Raw genomic sequence first — 14,500 nt, forward strand, 5'->3', positions numbered from 1 at the left:
ACCCGCCAGCGCGCCGATGGCGGCCCCGCGCCCGCCACCGGCCAGGCCACCGATCAGCGCGCCACCGCCTGCGCCCAGCAGGCCGCCGCCAATGGCGCGCTGGCCGGGGTCACGGGTGTCCTCGCACGCGCCAAGACCAAGGCACAGCCCCGCGGCAAGGAGCGCCGTCGGGCGGATGGTCATGCGGGGAAATGTAATTTTCATGTACGTCTTTCCGGTATTGCGGACATGGATGGCACAATGACATCCCTGCCGCCTGAGGCTACAAAATGGTATGGCCCATGTGGTTTGGCCATGACGAAAGCGGGGCATTTTGTAACAATCGTCCAAAGTGTGAAGATTTTAACAAATTAAAATTGTCTGGCCTCTTGCCCCTCCCTGTCTGCGCCGGTAATCCCTCAACCTGATCCAGACGGTTTTCGACGTTACGCAGGTATGCCGTGAGGGCATGCATTGCCGGTCGGGATGTGGGACAGTCCTGTCTGGTGTTGTTGTCGGGAGTTCTGGATGTTTGCTCGTGTACTGGGTCTGCTTTCCGCTGACATGGCGATCGACCTCGGCACGGCGAATACGCTGGTTTACGTCAAGGGGCGGGGTATCGTCCTGAATGAACCGTCGGTCGTCGCGCTGGCAGAGGTACGGGGCAAGAAGCAGGTTCTTGCAGTCGGTGAGGAAGCCAAGCAGATGGTTGGCCGTACCCCCGGCAACATCACGGCCATCCGCCCGCTGCGTGATGGCGTGATCGCGGATTTTGAAGTTGCGGAAGAAATGATCAAGCATTTCATCCGCAAGGTGCATAACCGCCGCATGTTCGCCAGCCCGCTCATCATCGTGTGCGTGCCCTCCGGCTCGACCGCGGTGGAACGCCGCGCGATTCAGGAAAGCGCTGAAAGCGCAGGCGCGCGCAAGGTGTTCCTGATCGAGGAACCCATGGCTGCCGCCATCGGCGCGGGCCTGCCCGTGACCGAACCTTCGGGCAGCATGATCGTGGATATCGGCGGCGGCACGACGGAAGTGGCCGTGATCTCGCTCGGCGGCATCGTGTACGCCCGGTCCGTGCGGGTGGGGGGCGACAAGATGGATGAGGCGATCATCTCCTACATCCGGCGCAACCATAACCTGTTGATTGGTGAAAGCTCGGCCGAGCAGATCAAGATCCATCTCGGCTCCGCCATGCCGCCTGATGACCCGGATGATCCGGGCCCGTGGCGCGAGGTCAAGGGGCGCGACCTGATCAACGGCGTCCCGCGTGAAGTCGTGGTGTCGCAGGCGCAGATTGCCGATAGCCTGGCCGAGCCGGTCAGCCAGATTCTTGACGCGGTGACCACCGCGCTTGAAAATACGCCACCGGAACTGGCTGCCGATATTGTGGACAAGGGCATTGTCCTGACGGGTGGTGGCGCGCTGCTGTACCGTCTGGACGAAGTGCTGCGGCGTGAAACCGGCCTGCCGGTTACGGTGGGTGAGGACGCGCTGTCCTGTGTGGCGATGGGCACGGGGCGCGCGCTGGAGGAAATGAAGCGTCTGCGCAATGTACTGACAAGTATGTACTGACGAACGGGACAGGTGCGCTGCCTGCTGCGGATGGAGGGCAGCGTGCTGATGGGGGAGACGCAGGACGATGCAGGTCCGGCGATCAGGCAGTAGTGGACGACCCGGCAGGCGTGACGTAACCGTTGCGCGTGGAAGGGTGGGCTGATGCCTGTTTCCATCCAGTTCCGTCAGGCGCTTGGCAAGCTGGTGCTGCCTGCGCTGATCCTTGTGGCCTGCGGGGTGATCCTGCTGGGCAAGGCGGATCGACCGCTTATTGAAAAACTGCGGATGCAGACGGCGGACCTGCTGGCTCCGGCCTATGGGCTGGTGGCGTGGCCGCAGGCGAAGCTGCGCTGGCTGTCGGGTAACCTGCAGGACATCCGCAACCTTGAAGCCGAGAATATCCGCCTGCGCGCCGAAAACGTGTCGCTGCGCCACTGGTATGACGTGGCGGCGGCGCTGGCGGATGAAAATGCCGCGCTGAAATCAAACCTGCACTGGATTCCCGATAACGCGCCTGCCTTTGTCACCGGGCGCGTGGTGCGTGATACCAGCGGGCTGTACGCGCGCGCCGTGCTGCTGGCGATCAATCCCGATACCGCGGTTCGCAAGGGCGGGATTGCACTGGACGGATCGGGGCTGGTGGGCCGGGTCACCGAAGTGGGCAAGCGGTCGGTGCGGGTGCTGCTGATTACCGATTCGTCCAGCCGCCTGCCGGTCACGCTGGAATCCAGCCACGCGGCGGCGATCATGGCGGGCGACAATACCGCCCTGCCGCGCATCATCTTCTATCCGCAGGACAATGCCCCGATCGAGGGCGAGCGTGTCGTGACCAACGGGGAAATCGAAAGCCTGCCCGCCGGCCTGCCGGTGGGGCACGTGCATTACCTGCGTCCGGGACAGCCGGTTGTGGTGCCGGCCGCCGCGCTGGACCATGTCGATATCCTGCGGATATTCGATTATGAGGACAGCGTATCCCCGCCAGATGCGCCGGGGCGCGTGCCGCTGCCGTCCGTGGGGCGCACGCTGTCCCTGCCGTCACAGTTCCAGTCTCACCCTGATCAGGGACTGCATGGATGAAAAACTTCACGCCGCCCCCCATCCGGCCTGGCATCCACCCGCGTTCGGGGCTGGGTTACCTGATCGACAACGGCGTGCGCAGCAGCATACCGTGCCTGTTCGTGTTTTTCGTGACGCTGGTGCTGTCGGCCCCGCTGAACCTGCCGGGGCAGGTGGAACTGATGCCGGCCATCATCATGGCCACCATTTTCCTGTGGTCGGTCTTTGTTCCCGCCTTCATGCCGTCGCTTGCGGTGTTCGTGCTGGGAATATGGGCGGATATCCTCAGCTTCGGGCCTGCCGGGGTCATGCTGCTGATGATGCTGATCGTGCACGGGGTTGCGCTGTCGGGACGCTATACGCTGGCACGGGTCAATTTTTTTGTACTTTGGTTTGTGTTTGGCGTGGTGATGGTGGGCGTTACGGCGCTACAATGGGTGCTGTGTTCCGCACTGGCATTGCATATTGTGGAGTTTCTGCCCTTTGTTTTCGAGACAGTCCTGGCCATCGGCAGTTTTCCTGTCCTGTATACAGGGTTTGTCTGGACCTACCGTTTTGTCGTCAATAACGCGGACCCTTCCTGAAGCGGATGCGATAGTGCGCCCGCGCCGGATAAATGAATGAAGTTTCGTAAGAAGAAATCCGGCAACCGGCTCATGTCCCGTCCCGAGGAAGGCAAGAATCCTTCCCGTGGCGTATTCACCCGCCGTGCCCTTCTGCTTATGGCAGCGCAGGGCGCGGTGCTGGGTGCATTGGGGGAACGTCTGTACGGGCTTCAGGTTCTCAATGGCAGTCATTATGCGAAGCTTGCGGAAAACAACCGCCTGAGCAAACGCTTCTTCGCGCCGCCGCGCGGGCGGATTACGGACCGGTTCGGCATTGCGGTCGCGTCCAACCGCATCAACTGGCGCGCGCTGCTGCTGGCGGAAGAAACCACCGATATTCCCGGCACGCTGGAACGCTTCGCCCAGCTTGTGCCGCTGGAGCCGCGTGACCTGACGCGTATCGAACACGAATTGCGCCACAAGCGGCGGTTCATCCCGATCATGCTGCGTGACTTCCTGTCATGGGATGACATGGCGCGGCTGGAACTGAACATGCCCTCGCTGCCCGGCGTGCTGATCGACGTGGGCACCACGCGCGTCTATCCTTTTGGCCCGCTGCTGGCGCATGTGGTGGGATATGTCGCCCCGCCCGCCGAAAAGGACGTCGTGCATAATGCCGAGCTTGCGCTGCCGGGCATGCGTGTCGGCCGTTCAGGGATCGAGCAGACGCAGGACAGCAGCCTGCGCGGTCAGGTTGGCTCCGTCGAGATGGAGGTCAACGCCGTTGGCCGCGTCATGGCCGAACTCGACCGTGATGAAGGGCTGGCGGGTGACGAGATCGCGCTGACGATCGACAGCGGCCTGCAGCAGCAGGTGCTGGGCCGCATTGCCGACCAGTCGGCCAGCGCCGTGGTGATGGACTGCCGGAATGGCGAGGTGCTGGCCATGGTCAGCAACCCGTCCTTTGATCCCTCCCTGTTTGACAGTGGCGTAAGCCAGGCCCAGTGGATCGAATGGACCAACAACAGCCAGACCCCGCTGATCAACAAGGCGGTGTCGGGGCTGTATCCCCCCGGTTCCACCTTCAAGCCCGCCGTGGCCATGGCGGCGCTGCGCGCGGGCACGCTGTCACCGTCCGACCGGATCAGCTGCCCCGGTTACATTGACGTGGGCGGCACGCGGTTCCACTGCTGGTCGCGCTATGGGCACGGGTCGATCAACCTGCGCCAGGGGCTCAAGTATTCCTGCGACGTCTTCTTTTACGAAGTCGCCCGCCGGACGGGAATGGATGCGATCGCGGCCACGTCCGAACTGTTCGGGCTGGGTGCGAAACTGCCGGACATCGAACTGCCCCATGTGCGTCAGGGCCTGATCCCCACGCCGACATGGCGGCGCAAGCATGGACACCACTGGAATGGTGGCGATACCATTGTCAGTGGCATCGGGCAGGGATTCGTGCAGGTCACGCCGTTGCAGCTTGCGACCTATGCCTCGCGCATTGCAACGGGGCGGGACGTGCAGCCGCACCTGATCCGGTCCATTGCGGGACGCACGGCGGCGCTGGCCGATCTTGGCCATGCATCGGGCATGGATATGCCGGACCATTTCTTTCAGGACATCCGCGCGGGCATGTACGCGGTGGTGAACGAGGAAGGGGGCACGGCGCCCAAGGCCCGGCTGGATATTCCGGGCGTGCAGATGGCGGGCAAGACCGGGTCGGCACAGGTGCGCCGTGTTTCGCGCGCAATGCGTGAAAGCGGCCACTTCAATTCCGCCAACCTGCCATGGGAGTACCGCCCCCATGCGCTGTTCATCTGCTATGCCCCGTATGACGCGCCGCGTTACGCCACGGCGGTGGTGATCGAGCATGGCAATGCGGGCGCTGATGTCGCTGCCCCCCTTGCGCGTGATATCATGACCGATACCCTGCGCCGCGATCCGGTCAACCACCGTGAACCACCGGGACAGGAAGTGGCACAGGCCGAGGTGGACTGACCCCGCCCACGGGCACCCTTTGGGGTCAGCCATGCCATTGCCGTGCCAGATGTGGAGAATGGAATGAAATTCCAGAAGCGCCTTCTGCGTGCCGAACCCAATTTCCAGATCCTGACCAAGCTGTGGCAGGTCAACTGGCTGTATGTGCTGTTGATCTGTGCGCTGGCGGTCGTGGGATATGGGGCGCTTTATTCCGCGGGTGGCGGCACGTCGCGGCCGTTCGCGGGGCCACAGTCCATCCGCTTCTGTTTTGGCGTGGTCATGATGCTGGGCATTTCATTGATGAGTCCGGCCATTCTGGTACGCATGGCGTGGCCGCTTTACATATTTTCCCTCATCCTGCTTGTGGCCGTGCTGCGCATGGGGCACGTGGGCAAGGGGGCGGAGCGATGGCTCATGCTGGGTGGCCTGCAGGTACAGCCATCGGAACTGGCGAAGATTGCCCTCGTCTTGATGCTGGCGGCGTGGTTTCACAAGATCAGTTACCGCCGCATGGGCAATCCGCTGCTGCTGGTGCCACCCGCCCTTATGGTGCTTGTGCCGGTTGCCCTTGTGCTCAAGGAACCCAACCTTGGCACCGCCGTCATTATCGGCACGGTGGGGGCCAGCATGTTCTTCGCCGCCGGCATGCGGCTGTGGCAGATCGCGCTGCTGATCCTGCCCATGCCGTTTCTGGCCAAAATTGCCTATGGCCACCTGCATGATTACCAGAAGGCGCGGGTCACGACCTTCCTGCACCCTGAAAGCGATCCGCTGGGGGCGGGCTACAATATCATCCAGTCCAAGATTGCGCTGGGGTCGGGGGGCATGTGGGGGCAGGGGTACCTGCATGGCACGCAGGGGCAGCTGAACTTCCTGCCTGAAAAGCAGACCGACTTCATCTTCACCATGATTGCCGAGGAATGGGGCTATGTCGGCGGCGTTACCGTTATCGGCATGCTGCTGCTGCTGGTCTTTGGCGGCATGCTGATTTCCATGCGCAGCCGCAACCAGTTCGGGCGGCTGCTGGGGCTGGGCATTTCGGTCAATTTCTTTCTCTACTGCGCAGTCAACCTGTCCATGGTGATGGGGGCGATCCCGGTGGGTGGCGTGCCGCTGCCGCTGATCTCTTATGGCGGGTCGGCCATGCTCATGGTCATGTTCGGTTTCGGGCTGCTCATGTCCGCCTGGGTGCACCGGAACGACACCTTTGGCGAAACGGCGGACAAGAAGGACTGATGGCAGGCATCCTTCCCCCGACAGCCGCCGTGCACCGTGCCTATCGGCTGAGTACCTACCACGTGTCCGGCCTGCCGGTCGTTCGCATTGGGCACAGGCCGCGCTGGTGCGGTCAGGCGCCAAAAGAGGATATCGTGCTGCTGAGCGCATGCAACCCCGGTGGCAGGCTGTATGCGGATGGCTGGAACCGACGGATGATGCATGCGCTGGCGCAGTACCTGCGCGATGTGCCCCACGCATTGGGGGAAGGGCGGCTGGGCCGGTGGTCCGAACCATTATATGCGGTGCAGGTGCCGCTGGCGCGCGGGTTGCGTCTTGCACGGCTGTTCCGGCAGAACGCGGTGGTCGTGCTGCATGGTGCGCGGCCTGCGCGGCTGGTGTATCTGGCCTGAGACCTACGGACAGGACCGGGATATTTCAGAAGTTTTTTGGTGAAGCTTTTTTCAAAAAGCTGCAAAAGAATGCCGCCTTTTTGAAAAAAGGCGGCACCCAAAAACTTTTATCAGCAGTCTGTTCAGCCTTCGATCTGGCTGAAATCGGCGATCAGCACCGTCATGCGGCGCAGTTCCGACAGAAGCCGCAGGCGGTTGGCGCGCACGGCGGGATCGGTATCGTTCACCGTGACCTTGTCAAAGAACTGGTCAAGGGCGGGACGCAGGGCGGCCACGTCACGCATTGCGTCTTCGTAGCGTTCCTGTGTGATGGCCTGCCCGACGACAGGAATGGTGTTGTGAAGCTGGTCGGCCAGCGCCTTTTCTTCGGGCTGGGTATACAGCGCGGGGTTGGGCGTGCCTTCATGCGGGCCGTCCTTGCGGTCCTCGATACGCAGGATGTTGGCCGCGCGCTTGGTCGCCGCCAGCATGTTGCGCCCGTCCTCGGTCTCCAGCATGTCGGCAATGGCCTTCGCACGCGCCAGCAGGCGCACGATGTCCGTATCCGTATTGCCAACCGATACGGCGGCCAGAATGTCATGCCGCGCGCCTTCGCCACGCAACTGTACGCGCAGGCGGTCGGCCACGAATTCCGGCAGCACGTCCAGGTCGGGGGCAAGACGCAGGGCTTCGGGCAGGCCCTGTGCCGCTTCCCAGAACACCCTGGCCAGATCCAGCCGCAGCCCGTTTTCGCGGATGATGCGGATAACCCCAAGGGCTGCGCGACGCAGGGCGTACGGATCGCCTGACCCCCCCGGCTTTTCACCCACGGCGAAGAAGGCGACCAGCATGTCGATCTTGTCCGCCAGCGCCACCGTGACCGAAACCGGGGCATGGGGTACGTCATCATGCGGGCCACGGGGCATGTAATGCGCGCCAATGGCGTTGGCCACCGCATCCGGCTCGCCATCATGTCGGGCGTAATAGGCCCCCATGATGCCCTGAAGTTCAGGGAATTCGCCCACCATGCCGGTGGTCAGGTCCGCCTTGCACAGCAGGGCCGCGCGTTCGGCCTGTGCCTTATCCGCACCCGTCAGCGGGGCCAGCAGGCCGGCAAGGCGGACAATGCGCTGCACGCGCACGCTCTGGCTGCCAAGTGATGCATGGAACACGATCCTGTCCAGCGCGGGCACGCGGCTTTCCAGCGTGCGGGCACGGTCAAGGTCCCAGAAATGGCGGGCATCGGCAAAGCGGGCGCGCAGCACGCGTTCATTGCCCGCAATGGTCAGCGCACCGCCGTCACGGGGCAGCAGGTTGGCGACAAAGGCAAAGCGGGGCGCGGCCGAGCCATCGGCATTGCGCAGCGCGAAATACCGCTGGTTCACGCGCATGGACACCTGCATCACTTCGGGCGGCAGGGTCATGAATTCGTCGTCGATCTGGCCAAGGAACGGCACCGGCCATTCGGTCAGTCCCGCCACTTCGTCAATCAGGCCGGGATCGGCCACGACGCTCAGCCCTTCCTCGGCCGCAAGGCTGGCCACCCCCTCGGCAATGGTGGTGCGGCGTGTGGCAGCGTCGGGTTCGACCTGGTGGGCGCGCAGGCCATCCAGCCATTCCTTCGTGCTGGCGACCGTAAACGCGCCGGGGGCGGTGAAGCGGTGGCCTTCGGTCAGGTTGCCAGCCTTCAGGCCGTGGCCGTTATCCTCGCCTTCCGCCAGCGTGAAGTCCACGACCGCGCCATCAAGGATGCATACGATCCGGCGCAGCGGACGCACCCATGTAAAGGCGCTGCCAACACCCCAGCGCATGGATTTGGGCCACGGAAAGCGGCGCAGCAGGCCGGGCAGGACAGCGGCGATCTGCTGTGCTGCGGGAATGGCGGGAATATCGCGGTGCAGCACCCAGAAGCCGTTTTCGGCCACCAGCGCGTCACGTTCCACCCCATGCTTGCGCATGAAGCCGGCCAGTGCCTTTTCCGGGGCACTTTCACGCGGGCCGCGTTCATTCACCGTGCCGCCGGGCACCGTGGCATCCACCGTCAGCGACAGCGCGATGCGGCGCGGGCCTGCAAATGCCGTGGCGTCGCGCGGGTTCAGCGGGGCAAGTGCCTCGCATACCAGGCGTTCAAGGTCCTGCGCCCCGCGCGCCTGCATGCGGGCGGGGATTTCCTCGGAAAAGAGTTCGATAAGAAGTTCGGGCATGTTCTTTTATTCCTCGCCCGCCAGCCACGCTTCGCAGCAGCGTTTGGCCAGCGTGCGTACGCGGCCGATATAGGATGCGCGCTCGCTGACGCTGATCACGCCGCGTGCGTCGAGCAGGTTGAACAGGTGGCTGGCCTTCAGGCACTGGTCATAGGCGGGCTGGGCCAGGCCGGCTTCGGCAAGGGCGGTGGATTCGCGCTCGGCATCAATGAAGTGGCGGTGCAGCATCTCCACATCCGCCACCTCGAAGTTGTGGCGGGAATAGTCCTGTTCCGCGCGCAGGAACACGTCGCCATATTTCAGGCCCTGACCGTTGAAATCGAGGTCATAGACATTCTCGATTCCCTGCACGTACATCGCCAGGCGTTCCAGCCCGTAGGTCAGTTCGGTCGAGGGCATGACGGTGGGAATGCCGCCCACCTGCTGGAAATAGGTGAACTGCGTCACCTCCATCCCGTCGCACCAGACTTCCCACCCAAGGCCCCATGCGCCGATGGTGGGGTTTTCCCAGTCATCTTCGACAAAGCGGATGTCGTGTTCCAGCGGGTCGATGCCGATGGCGCGGTAGCTGTCCAGCAACAGCTTCTGGCTGTCTTCCGGCGTGGGCTTGAGCAGTACCTGATACTGGTAATAGTGCTGCAGCCGATTCGGGTTTTCGCCATAGCGGCCATCGGACGGGCGGCGGCAGGGCTGGACATAGGCCGCTTTCCACGGCTTCGATCCCAGCGCGCGCAGCGTGGTGTGCGGCGACAGCGTGCCCGCGCCCACTTCCGTGTCATAGGGCTGGAGGATGGCGCAGCCCTGATCGGACCAGAACTGGTGCAGTTTCAGGATCAGCCCCTGAAACGACAGCGGGCGGGAGGATGTGGGTGATCGGGGCACGGGGGCCGGGTCCATGAACAAGATGCTCCGCAAAACGGGGACAGGTATGCACCATCTGGCGCAAAATCGCCGGACAGCATACCGTTATGCGGCCCCGACCGGAAGGTAGGGCGTGCCCTGGGGCCGGATCGGCCATGCATGGCCCGATCCGCCCTTGCTTATTGCGCCCGGACAAACCACATCGGCAGGGAAACGCTATCCCCAGCCCAAGGCAGGACAGACAGGATGAATGACCAGGAACGTCAACTGATCACACAGTTTTTTGCCCGTGTCGGGGGCAATGCCCCCGGCAGCGTGCCGCAGACGGCCAATGCCCTTCCGCCAATCGACCCGCAGGCCGACCAGTATATCGGGGAGATGTTCCAGAAATATCCTGAAGCCCGCTACCGCATCACCCAGACCGCCGTGGTGCAGGAAGCGGCCCTGGCGGAAGCGCAGAACCAGATTCGCCAGCTTCAGTGGCAGGTGCAGCAGGCGCAGCAGCAGATCCAGCAGCTTCAGCAGCAGCAGTCCCGTCCGGCAGCGTCGGGTGGCGGGTTCCTCAGCGGCATGTTCGGTGGTGGTCAGCAGCGCGCGCAGGCCGCGCCCCCGCCGGGCTGGGGTGGGGCCGCACCGTCCGCTCCGCCGCCGCAGCCGGTCTATCCGCCGGGCATGCAGCCGGGCATGTTCCCCGCGCGCGGTTCGGGGTTCCTTGGCTCGGCCCTGACCACGGCGGCGGGTGTCGCTGGTGGCATGATGATGGGCAACGCGCTGACGGGCCTGTTCAGCGGGCATCATGACGCGGGTGGATTCGCCAGTGGCATGCCGCAGCCGGGAAGCGAGACGATCAACAACTACTACGGTGACAGCGCAGCACCCGCCGCTGGCGCCGATCCATTCGCCGGTGGTGGCGCCAGCGCCGATTCCGGCTTTGACGCCGGTGGTGGTGACGATGGCGGTGGCTTCGACGGCGGCGGTTTCGACGCGGGCGACGATAACAGCTTCTGATCGGTCCCGTGGCCTGTCAGGGAAAGGGGCGCCCGTCATGGGTGCCCCTTTTTCATTTGGGGGAAGGGATGGCGCCATGACGCAGCACGAATTCATGCTCGACCCGCCTGCACGCGCGCAGTTGCCGGACGTGCTGGATACGGGGGCGTATATACTGCGTGGCCATGCCGTGGGCCACGCGGCCGACATGATCGCCGGGATCAGGGCCATTGCGCGGGCCATGCCATTCCGCCGCATGGCGACACCCGGCGGGGGACGGATGTCGGTGGCCATGACTGCATGCGGGGCAGGCGGGTGGTGGAGTGACGCGCGCGGCTATCGTTATGTCGCCCGGGATCCGGAAACCGGCAGGCCATGGCCCGCCATGCCGGAGGCCTGGCGGGATTTCGCCACCGAAGCGGCGCGACAGGCGGGGTATGAAGGATTCGTGCCCGATGTCTGTCTGATCAACGGCTACCGTCCTGGTGCCCGCATGGGGCTGCATCAGGACCGGGACGAGCGGCTGGACGCGCCGGTGGTGTCGGTTTCCTTTGGCCTGCCTGCAATATTCCAGTGGGGTGGGCAGCGACGGTCGGACCCGCTGCGTCGTGTGCCGCTACGGCATGGGGATGTGGTGGTGTGGGGCGGGCCGTCGCGGCTTGTCTTCCACGGTGTGGCCATCCTGCGGGCTGGCGATCATGCCGTGACGGGACCGTGCCGGTACAACCTGACATTCCGGCGGGTAGGGTAACCGGCAATCCAGTGTTGAATATTGAGCGGGCATGAAAGTCTTTGGGTGCCGCCTCTGTTTCACAAAGGCGGCATTCTTTTGAAGCTTCCTGCAAAAAGCTTCACCAAAAACTTTCATCATCTGCCTGCAGTCCCGGCGAGGCTGGCCCACCGGGTATATGGGGGCGTCAGGCCCTGAGGGATGCAGCCTGCTTCGCGCGGGCCGTAATGGCCGCGACATCCGGCGTGCCTGCGGGCACCAGCCATGACCCGCCCACGCACAGGACGGACGGCAGGCCCAGCCAGTCTGCCGCCGTATCGGCCTTGATGCCGCCGGTGGGGCAGAAACGTGCCTGACCGAACGGGGCGGACAGGGCCTTCAGCGCCGGAATGCCGCCCGCGGCGGTGGCCGGGAAGAACTTGAAATGCGTCAGACCGAGATCCAGCCCGCGCATGATGTCACTGGCATTGGCCGTGCCGGGCAGCAGCGGCACCTCGCACGCATTCGCGGCATGGGCCACATTGGCGGTCAGGCCGGGGCTGACGATAAAGCGCGCGCCCGCGTCAACCGAACTTTTCAGGTCATCGCCGTTCAGCACGGTGCCAGCGCCGACCACGGCGCCTTCCACTTTGGACATTTCGGCAATGACCTCCAGCGCGCATTCGGTGCGCAGGGTGACTTCCAGCGCGCGCAGGCCACCGGCCACAAGGGCTTCGGCTACCGGGCGGGCATGGGCGGGATCGTGAATGACCAGCACCGGGATAACCGGAGCAAGGGTCATGATGTCTTCAATGCGGGCCATGTCAGCCTTCCTTTTTTACAACGGTTCGTGGCGCATGCGCCGGGGTCAGGCGTCTTCGTGTGCCGCCATGTGGTCCATGGAGGCAAGGATGGCCGATGCCCCCTGTTCGGGCATGTCCACGTTCCCGCGCATGAGCGCGAACAGCTCGCGCCCCGTGCCGAACTGCGGCGCGGGCGGGCGGGAAGGGGTACGGTTCGCCAGTTCGGTGGCTGAAACCAGCGTCTCGACGCTGCCCGTCCGGGCGCATACACGCACGACATCCCCATCGCGCAGCAGCGACAGCGGCCCGCCGACATAGGCTTCGGGGCCGATATGGATGGCGGCGGGCACCTTGCCGCTGGCGCCCGACATGCGACCGTCGGTCACCAGGGCCACCTTGTGCCCCCGGTCCTGCAGCACTGCCAGCGTGGGCGTCAGCTTGTGCAGTTCGGGCATGCCATTGGCGGCCGGCCCCTGAAAGCGCACGACAACCACTACGTCACGGTCCAGCTTGCCATCTCGGAAGGCTTTCAGCACGTCTTCCTGATGGTCGAACACGGCGGCCGGGGCCTCGATCGTCCAGCGTTCGGGGGCGACGGAACTGGTCTTGTAAATGCCGCGTCCCAGGTTGCCCTCCATCACCTTCATGCCGCCATCGGCACGGAAGGGGTTGGCGGGCGGGCGCAGGATGGTGTCATCGGTGGACGGGCCGGCGTCCTCCCATGCCAGCGCGTCATCATGCATGCAGGGCTTTTTGCGGTATTCGGCAAAGCCGCCACGCGCCACGGTCATGATGTCGGGATGCAGCAGCCCCGCATCCAGCAGCGAGCCGATCAGGCTGGGCATGCCGCCCACCGCGTGGAAGGCGTTCACGTCCTCGGACCCGTTGGGATAGACACGGGTCAACTGCGGCACGATGGAGGACAGCTGGTCCAGGTCGTTCCAGTCGATCACGATCCCCGCCGCCCGCGCCATGGCGGGCAGGTGGATGGCCAGGTTGGTGGAGCCGCCCGTGGCCAGCAGGCCCACGGCGGCGTTGACGATGGCGCGTTCATCCACGCACAGGCCCAGCGGACGGTAATCATCGCCGCGCGCGCCGATCTCGCTCAGCCGGTGAATGGCGGCGCGTGTCAGTTCCTGCCGCAGCTTTGTATTGGGCGGCACGAAAGAGGAGCCGGGCAGGTGCAGCCCCATCACTTCCATCAGCATCTGGTTGGTGTTGGCCGTGCCATAGAAGGTGCAGGTGCCCGCCGCATGGTAGGAATCGGATTCCGCATCCATCAGGCGGTCCTTGCCCACCTTGCCTTCGGCATAAAGCTGGCGGATGCGCTGCTTCTCGCTATTGGGCAGGCCTGAGGGCATCGGGCCAGACGGGATCAGGATGGCGGGCAGGTGGCCAAAGCGCAGGGCGCCGATCAGCAGGCCGGGCACGATCTTGTCGCAGATGCCCAGCATCGCGACCCCTTCGTACATGCCGTGGCTCAGCCCCACCGCCGTGGACATGGCGATCACGTCCCGGCTGAACAGGGAAATTTCCATGCCCGGCTGACCCTGCGTCACGCCGTCGCACATGGCGGGCGTTGCCCCTGCCACCTGTGCCGTGCCGCCCGCTTCGCGCGCGAACAGCTTGATCTGATCCGGGTATCGGCCATAGGGCTGATGGGCGGACAGCATGTCGTTGTAGGACGTGATGATCCCGATATTCATGCCGCGTGCCGAGCGCAGGCCCGCCTTGTCATCCCCGGATGCCGCGATGGCATGGGCCAGGTTGCCGCAGGCCAGACGGGGGCGGCTGATGCCGTTTTCACGCTCACGCGCGATCAGTTCCAGATACGCCTTGCGGGTGCGGGCCGAACGGGAAATGACCCGTTCGGTCACGGCGGTCAGGACGGGATGCAGGGTCATGGACTCTCACAGACATTGGTAAGCCTGCCCATACATGCGGGGCGGGCGCGTTCGCCATCCATTGCACCGGCAACGATAGCGGGTTTAAAAGCGGCCGGAATGTGCGAATATCCTGTAACCGCATGGCAAAGGGTCATTTATTTGAAAAAATAGACCTAGTGCAAGACATAAAATTATAAAATTAATCACAAATAGATAACTTAATTATTAAATCGAACATTCATAAACCTGCTGCATGGATTGCAGGTTCCCGTTATCCCTTATGGCAGGCTGGATTCAGGCTGCGGTTTCCCCATGGCATCCATCACACA

Annotated in this window: 12 protein-coding genes and 1 pseudogene; 8 read left to right on the forward strand and 5 right to left on the reverse strand. The window is 64.0% G+C overall.

What is annotated here, in order from left to right; genetic code table 11:
- A pseudogene (locus tag B7449_RS03600) lies at positions 1-204 on the reverse strand (hypothetical protein); the annotation flags it as partial.
- 303 nt (positions 205-507) lie between these two features.
- Here B7449_RS03600 and B7449_RS03605 point away from each other — a divergent pair.
- The 6 genes from B7449_RS03605 (at position 508) to B7449_RS03630 (ending at position 6,742) form a co-directional block, all read left to right on the forward strand.
- Positions 508-1,554 carry a rod shape-determining protein gene (locus B7449_RS03605; protein ID WP_010515049.1) on the forward strand — a complete coding sequence of 349 codons (1,047 nt, stop codon included), beginning with the start codon at positions 508-510 and terminating at the stop codon, positions 1,552-1,554.
- Between the two features lie 144 nt (positions 1,555-1,698).
- Positions 1,699-2,613, forward strand: a complete 915-nt coding sequence (gene mreC / locus B7449_RS03610; RefSeq protein ID WP_010515047.1) for a rod shape-determining protein MreC — start codon at positions 1,699-1,701, stop codon at positions 2,611-2,613.
- Positions 2,610-3,176 (forward strand): hypothetical protein, encoded by a 567-nt coding sequence (locus B7449_RS03615; RefSeq protein ID WP_010515045.1) that lies wholly within the window; start codon positions 2,610-2,612, stop codon positions 3,174-3,176. The genes mreC and B7449_RS03615 overlap by 4 nt, the downstream gene beginning before the upstream one ends.
- Positions 3,177-3,212: 36 nt before the next feature.
- The gene (gene mrdA, locus B7449_RS03620; RefSeq protein WP_039735452.1) at positions 3,213-5,132 is read left to right on the forward strand and encodes a penicillin-binding protein 2; all 1,920 of its coding nucleotides are present in this window, start codon (positions 3,213-3,215) and stop codon (positions 5,130-5,132) included.
- Between the two features lie 63 nt (positions 5,133-5,195).
- On the forward strand, positions 5,196-6,350 hold the full coding sequence (gene rodA / locus B7449_RS03625; RefSeq protein WP_039735453.1) for a rod shape-determining protein RodA: 1,155 nt from the start codon (positions 5,196-5,198) through the stop codon (positions 6,348-6,350).
- Positions 6,350-6,742 carry a DUF3293 domain-containing protein gene (locus B7449_RS03630; RefSeq protein ID WP_039735454.1) on the forward strand — a complete coding sequence of 131 codons (393 nt, stop codon included), beginning with the start codon at positions 6,350-6,352 and terminating at the stop codon, positions 6,740-6,742. Before rodA ends, B7449_RS03630 begins: the two co-directional genes overlap by 1 nt.
- A gap of 122 nt (positions 6,743-6,864) precedes the next feature.
- Here the strand turns inward: B7449_RS03630 and glyS are convergent, their stop codons facing one another.
- A complete protein-coding gene (gene glyS, locus B7449_RS03635; protein WP_039735455.1) occupies positions 6,865-8,925 on the reverse strand; it encodes a glycine--tRNA ligase subunit beta in 2,061 nt (686 codons plus the stop codon).
- A gap of 6 nt (positions 8,926-8,931) precedes the next feature.
- Positions 8,932-9,822, reverse strand: a complete 891-nt coding sequence (locus B7449_RS03640) for a glycine--tRNA ligase subunit alpha (protein WP_010513984.1) — start codon at positions 9,820-9,822, stop codon at positions 8,932-8,934.
- Positions 9,823-10,032: 210 nt separating this feature from the next.
- On the opposite strand from B7449_RS03640, the gene B7449_RS03645 reads away from it, so the two are divergent.
- Both B7449_RS03645 and alkB read left to right on the forward strand, forming a co-directional pair.
- Positions 10,033-10,794 carry a DUF2076 domain-containing protein gene (locus B7449_RS03645; RefSeq protein ID WP_039735456.1) on the forward strand — a complete coding sequence of 254 codons (762 nt, stop codon included), beginning with the start codon at positions 10,033-10,035 and terminating at the stop codon, positions 10,792-10,794.
- Between the two features lie 76 nt (positions 10,795-10,870).
- The gene (alkB, locus tag B7449_RS03650; RefSeq protein WP_039735576.1) at positions 10,871-11,524 is read left to right on the forward strand and encodes a DNA oxidative demethylase AlkB; all 654 of its coding nucleotides are present in this window, start codon (positions 10,871-10,873) and stop codon (positions 11,522-11,524) included.
- Between the two features lie 166 nt (positions 11,525-11,690).
- Here the strand turns inward: alkB and eda are convergent, their stop codons facing one another.
- Positions 11,691-12,305: a bifunctional 4-hydroxy-2-oxoglutarate aldolase/2-dehydro-3-deoxy-phosphogluconate aldolase gene (gene eda, locus B7449_RS03655; protein ID WP_039735457.1), complete on the reverse strand. Its 615-nt coding sequence runs from the start codon at positions 12,303-12,305 to the stop codon at positions 11,691-11,693.
- 45 nt (positions 12,306-12,350) lie between these two features.
- Positions 12,351-14,189 carry a phosphogluconate dehydratase gene (edd, locus tag B7449_RS03660; RefSeq protein ID WP_039735460.1) on the reverse strand — a complete coding sequence of 613 codons (1,839 nt, stop codon included), beginning with the start codon at positions 14,187-14,189 and terminating at the stop codon, positions 12,351-12,353.
- Positions 14,190-14,500 lie beyond the last annotated feature (311 nt).

Origin of the sequence: Komagataeibacter intermedius TF2 (assembly GCF_000964425.1) — a bacterium.
Classification (GTDB): Bacteria; Pseudomonadota; Alphaproteobacteria; order Acetobacterales; family Acetobacteraceae; genus Komagataeibacter; species Komagataeibacter intermedius.

Bases quoted from the DNA above. Each gene is read 5' to 3' on its own strand.
- B7449_RS03605 (WP_010515049.1), top strand. From the start codon at position 508: ATGTTTGCTCGTGTACTGGGTCTGCTTTCCGCTGACATGGCGATCGAC.
- mreC (WP_010515047.1), top strand. From the start codon at position 1,699: ATGCCTGTTTCCATCCAGTTCCGTCAGGCGCTTGGCAAGCTGGTGCTG.
- B7449_RS03615 (WP_010515045.1), top strand. From the start codon at position 2,610: ATGAAAAACTTCACGCCGCCCCCCATCCGGCCTGGCATCCACCCGCGT.
- mrdA (WP_039735452.1), top strand. From the start codon at position 3,213: ATGAAGTTTCGTAAGAAGAAATCCGGCAACCGGCTCATGTCCCGTCCC.
- rodA (WP_039735453.1), top strand. From the start codon at position 5,196: ATGAAATTCCAGAAGCGCCTTCTGCGTGCCGAACCCAATTTCCAGATC.
- B7449_RS03630 (WP_039735454.1), top strand. From the start codon at position 6,350: ATGGCAGGCATCCTTCCCCCGACAGCCGCCGTGCACCGTGCCTATCGG.
- glyS (WP_039735455.1), bottom strand. From the start codon at position 8,925: ATGCCCGAACTTCTTATCGAACTCTTTTCCGAGGAAATCCCCGCCCGC.
- B7449_RS03640 (WP_010513984.1), bottom strand. From the start codon at position 9,822: ATGGACCCGGCCCCCGTGCCCCGATCACCCACATCCTCCCGCCCGCTG.
- B7449_RS03645 (WP_039735456.1), top strand. From the start codon at position 10,033: ATGAATGACCAGGAACGTCAACTGATCACACAGTTTTTTGCCCGTGTC.
- alkB (WP_039735576.1), top strand. From the start codon at position 10,871: ATGACGCAGCACGAATTCATGCTCGACCCGCCTGCACGCGCGCAGTTG.
- eda (WP_039735457.1), bottom strand. From the start codon at position 12,305: ATGGCCCGCATTGAAGACATCATGACCCTTGCTCCGGTTATCCCGGTG.
- edd (WP_039735460.1), bottom strand. From the start codon at position 14,189: ATGACCCTGCATCCCGTCCTGACCGCCGTGACCGAACGGGTCATTTCC.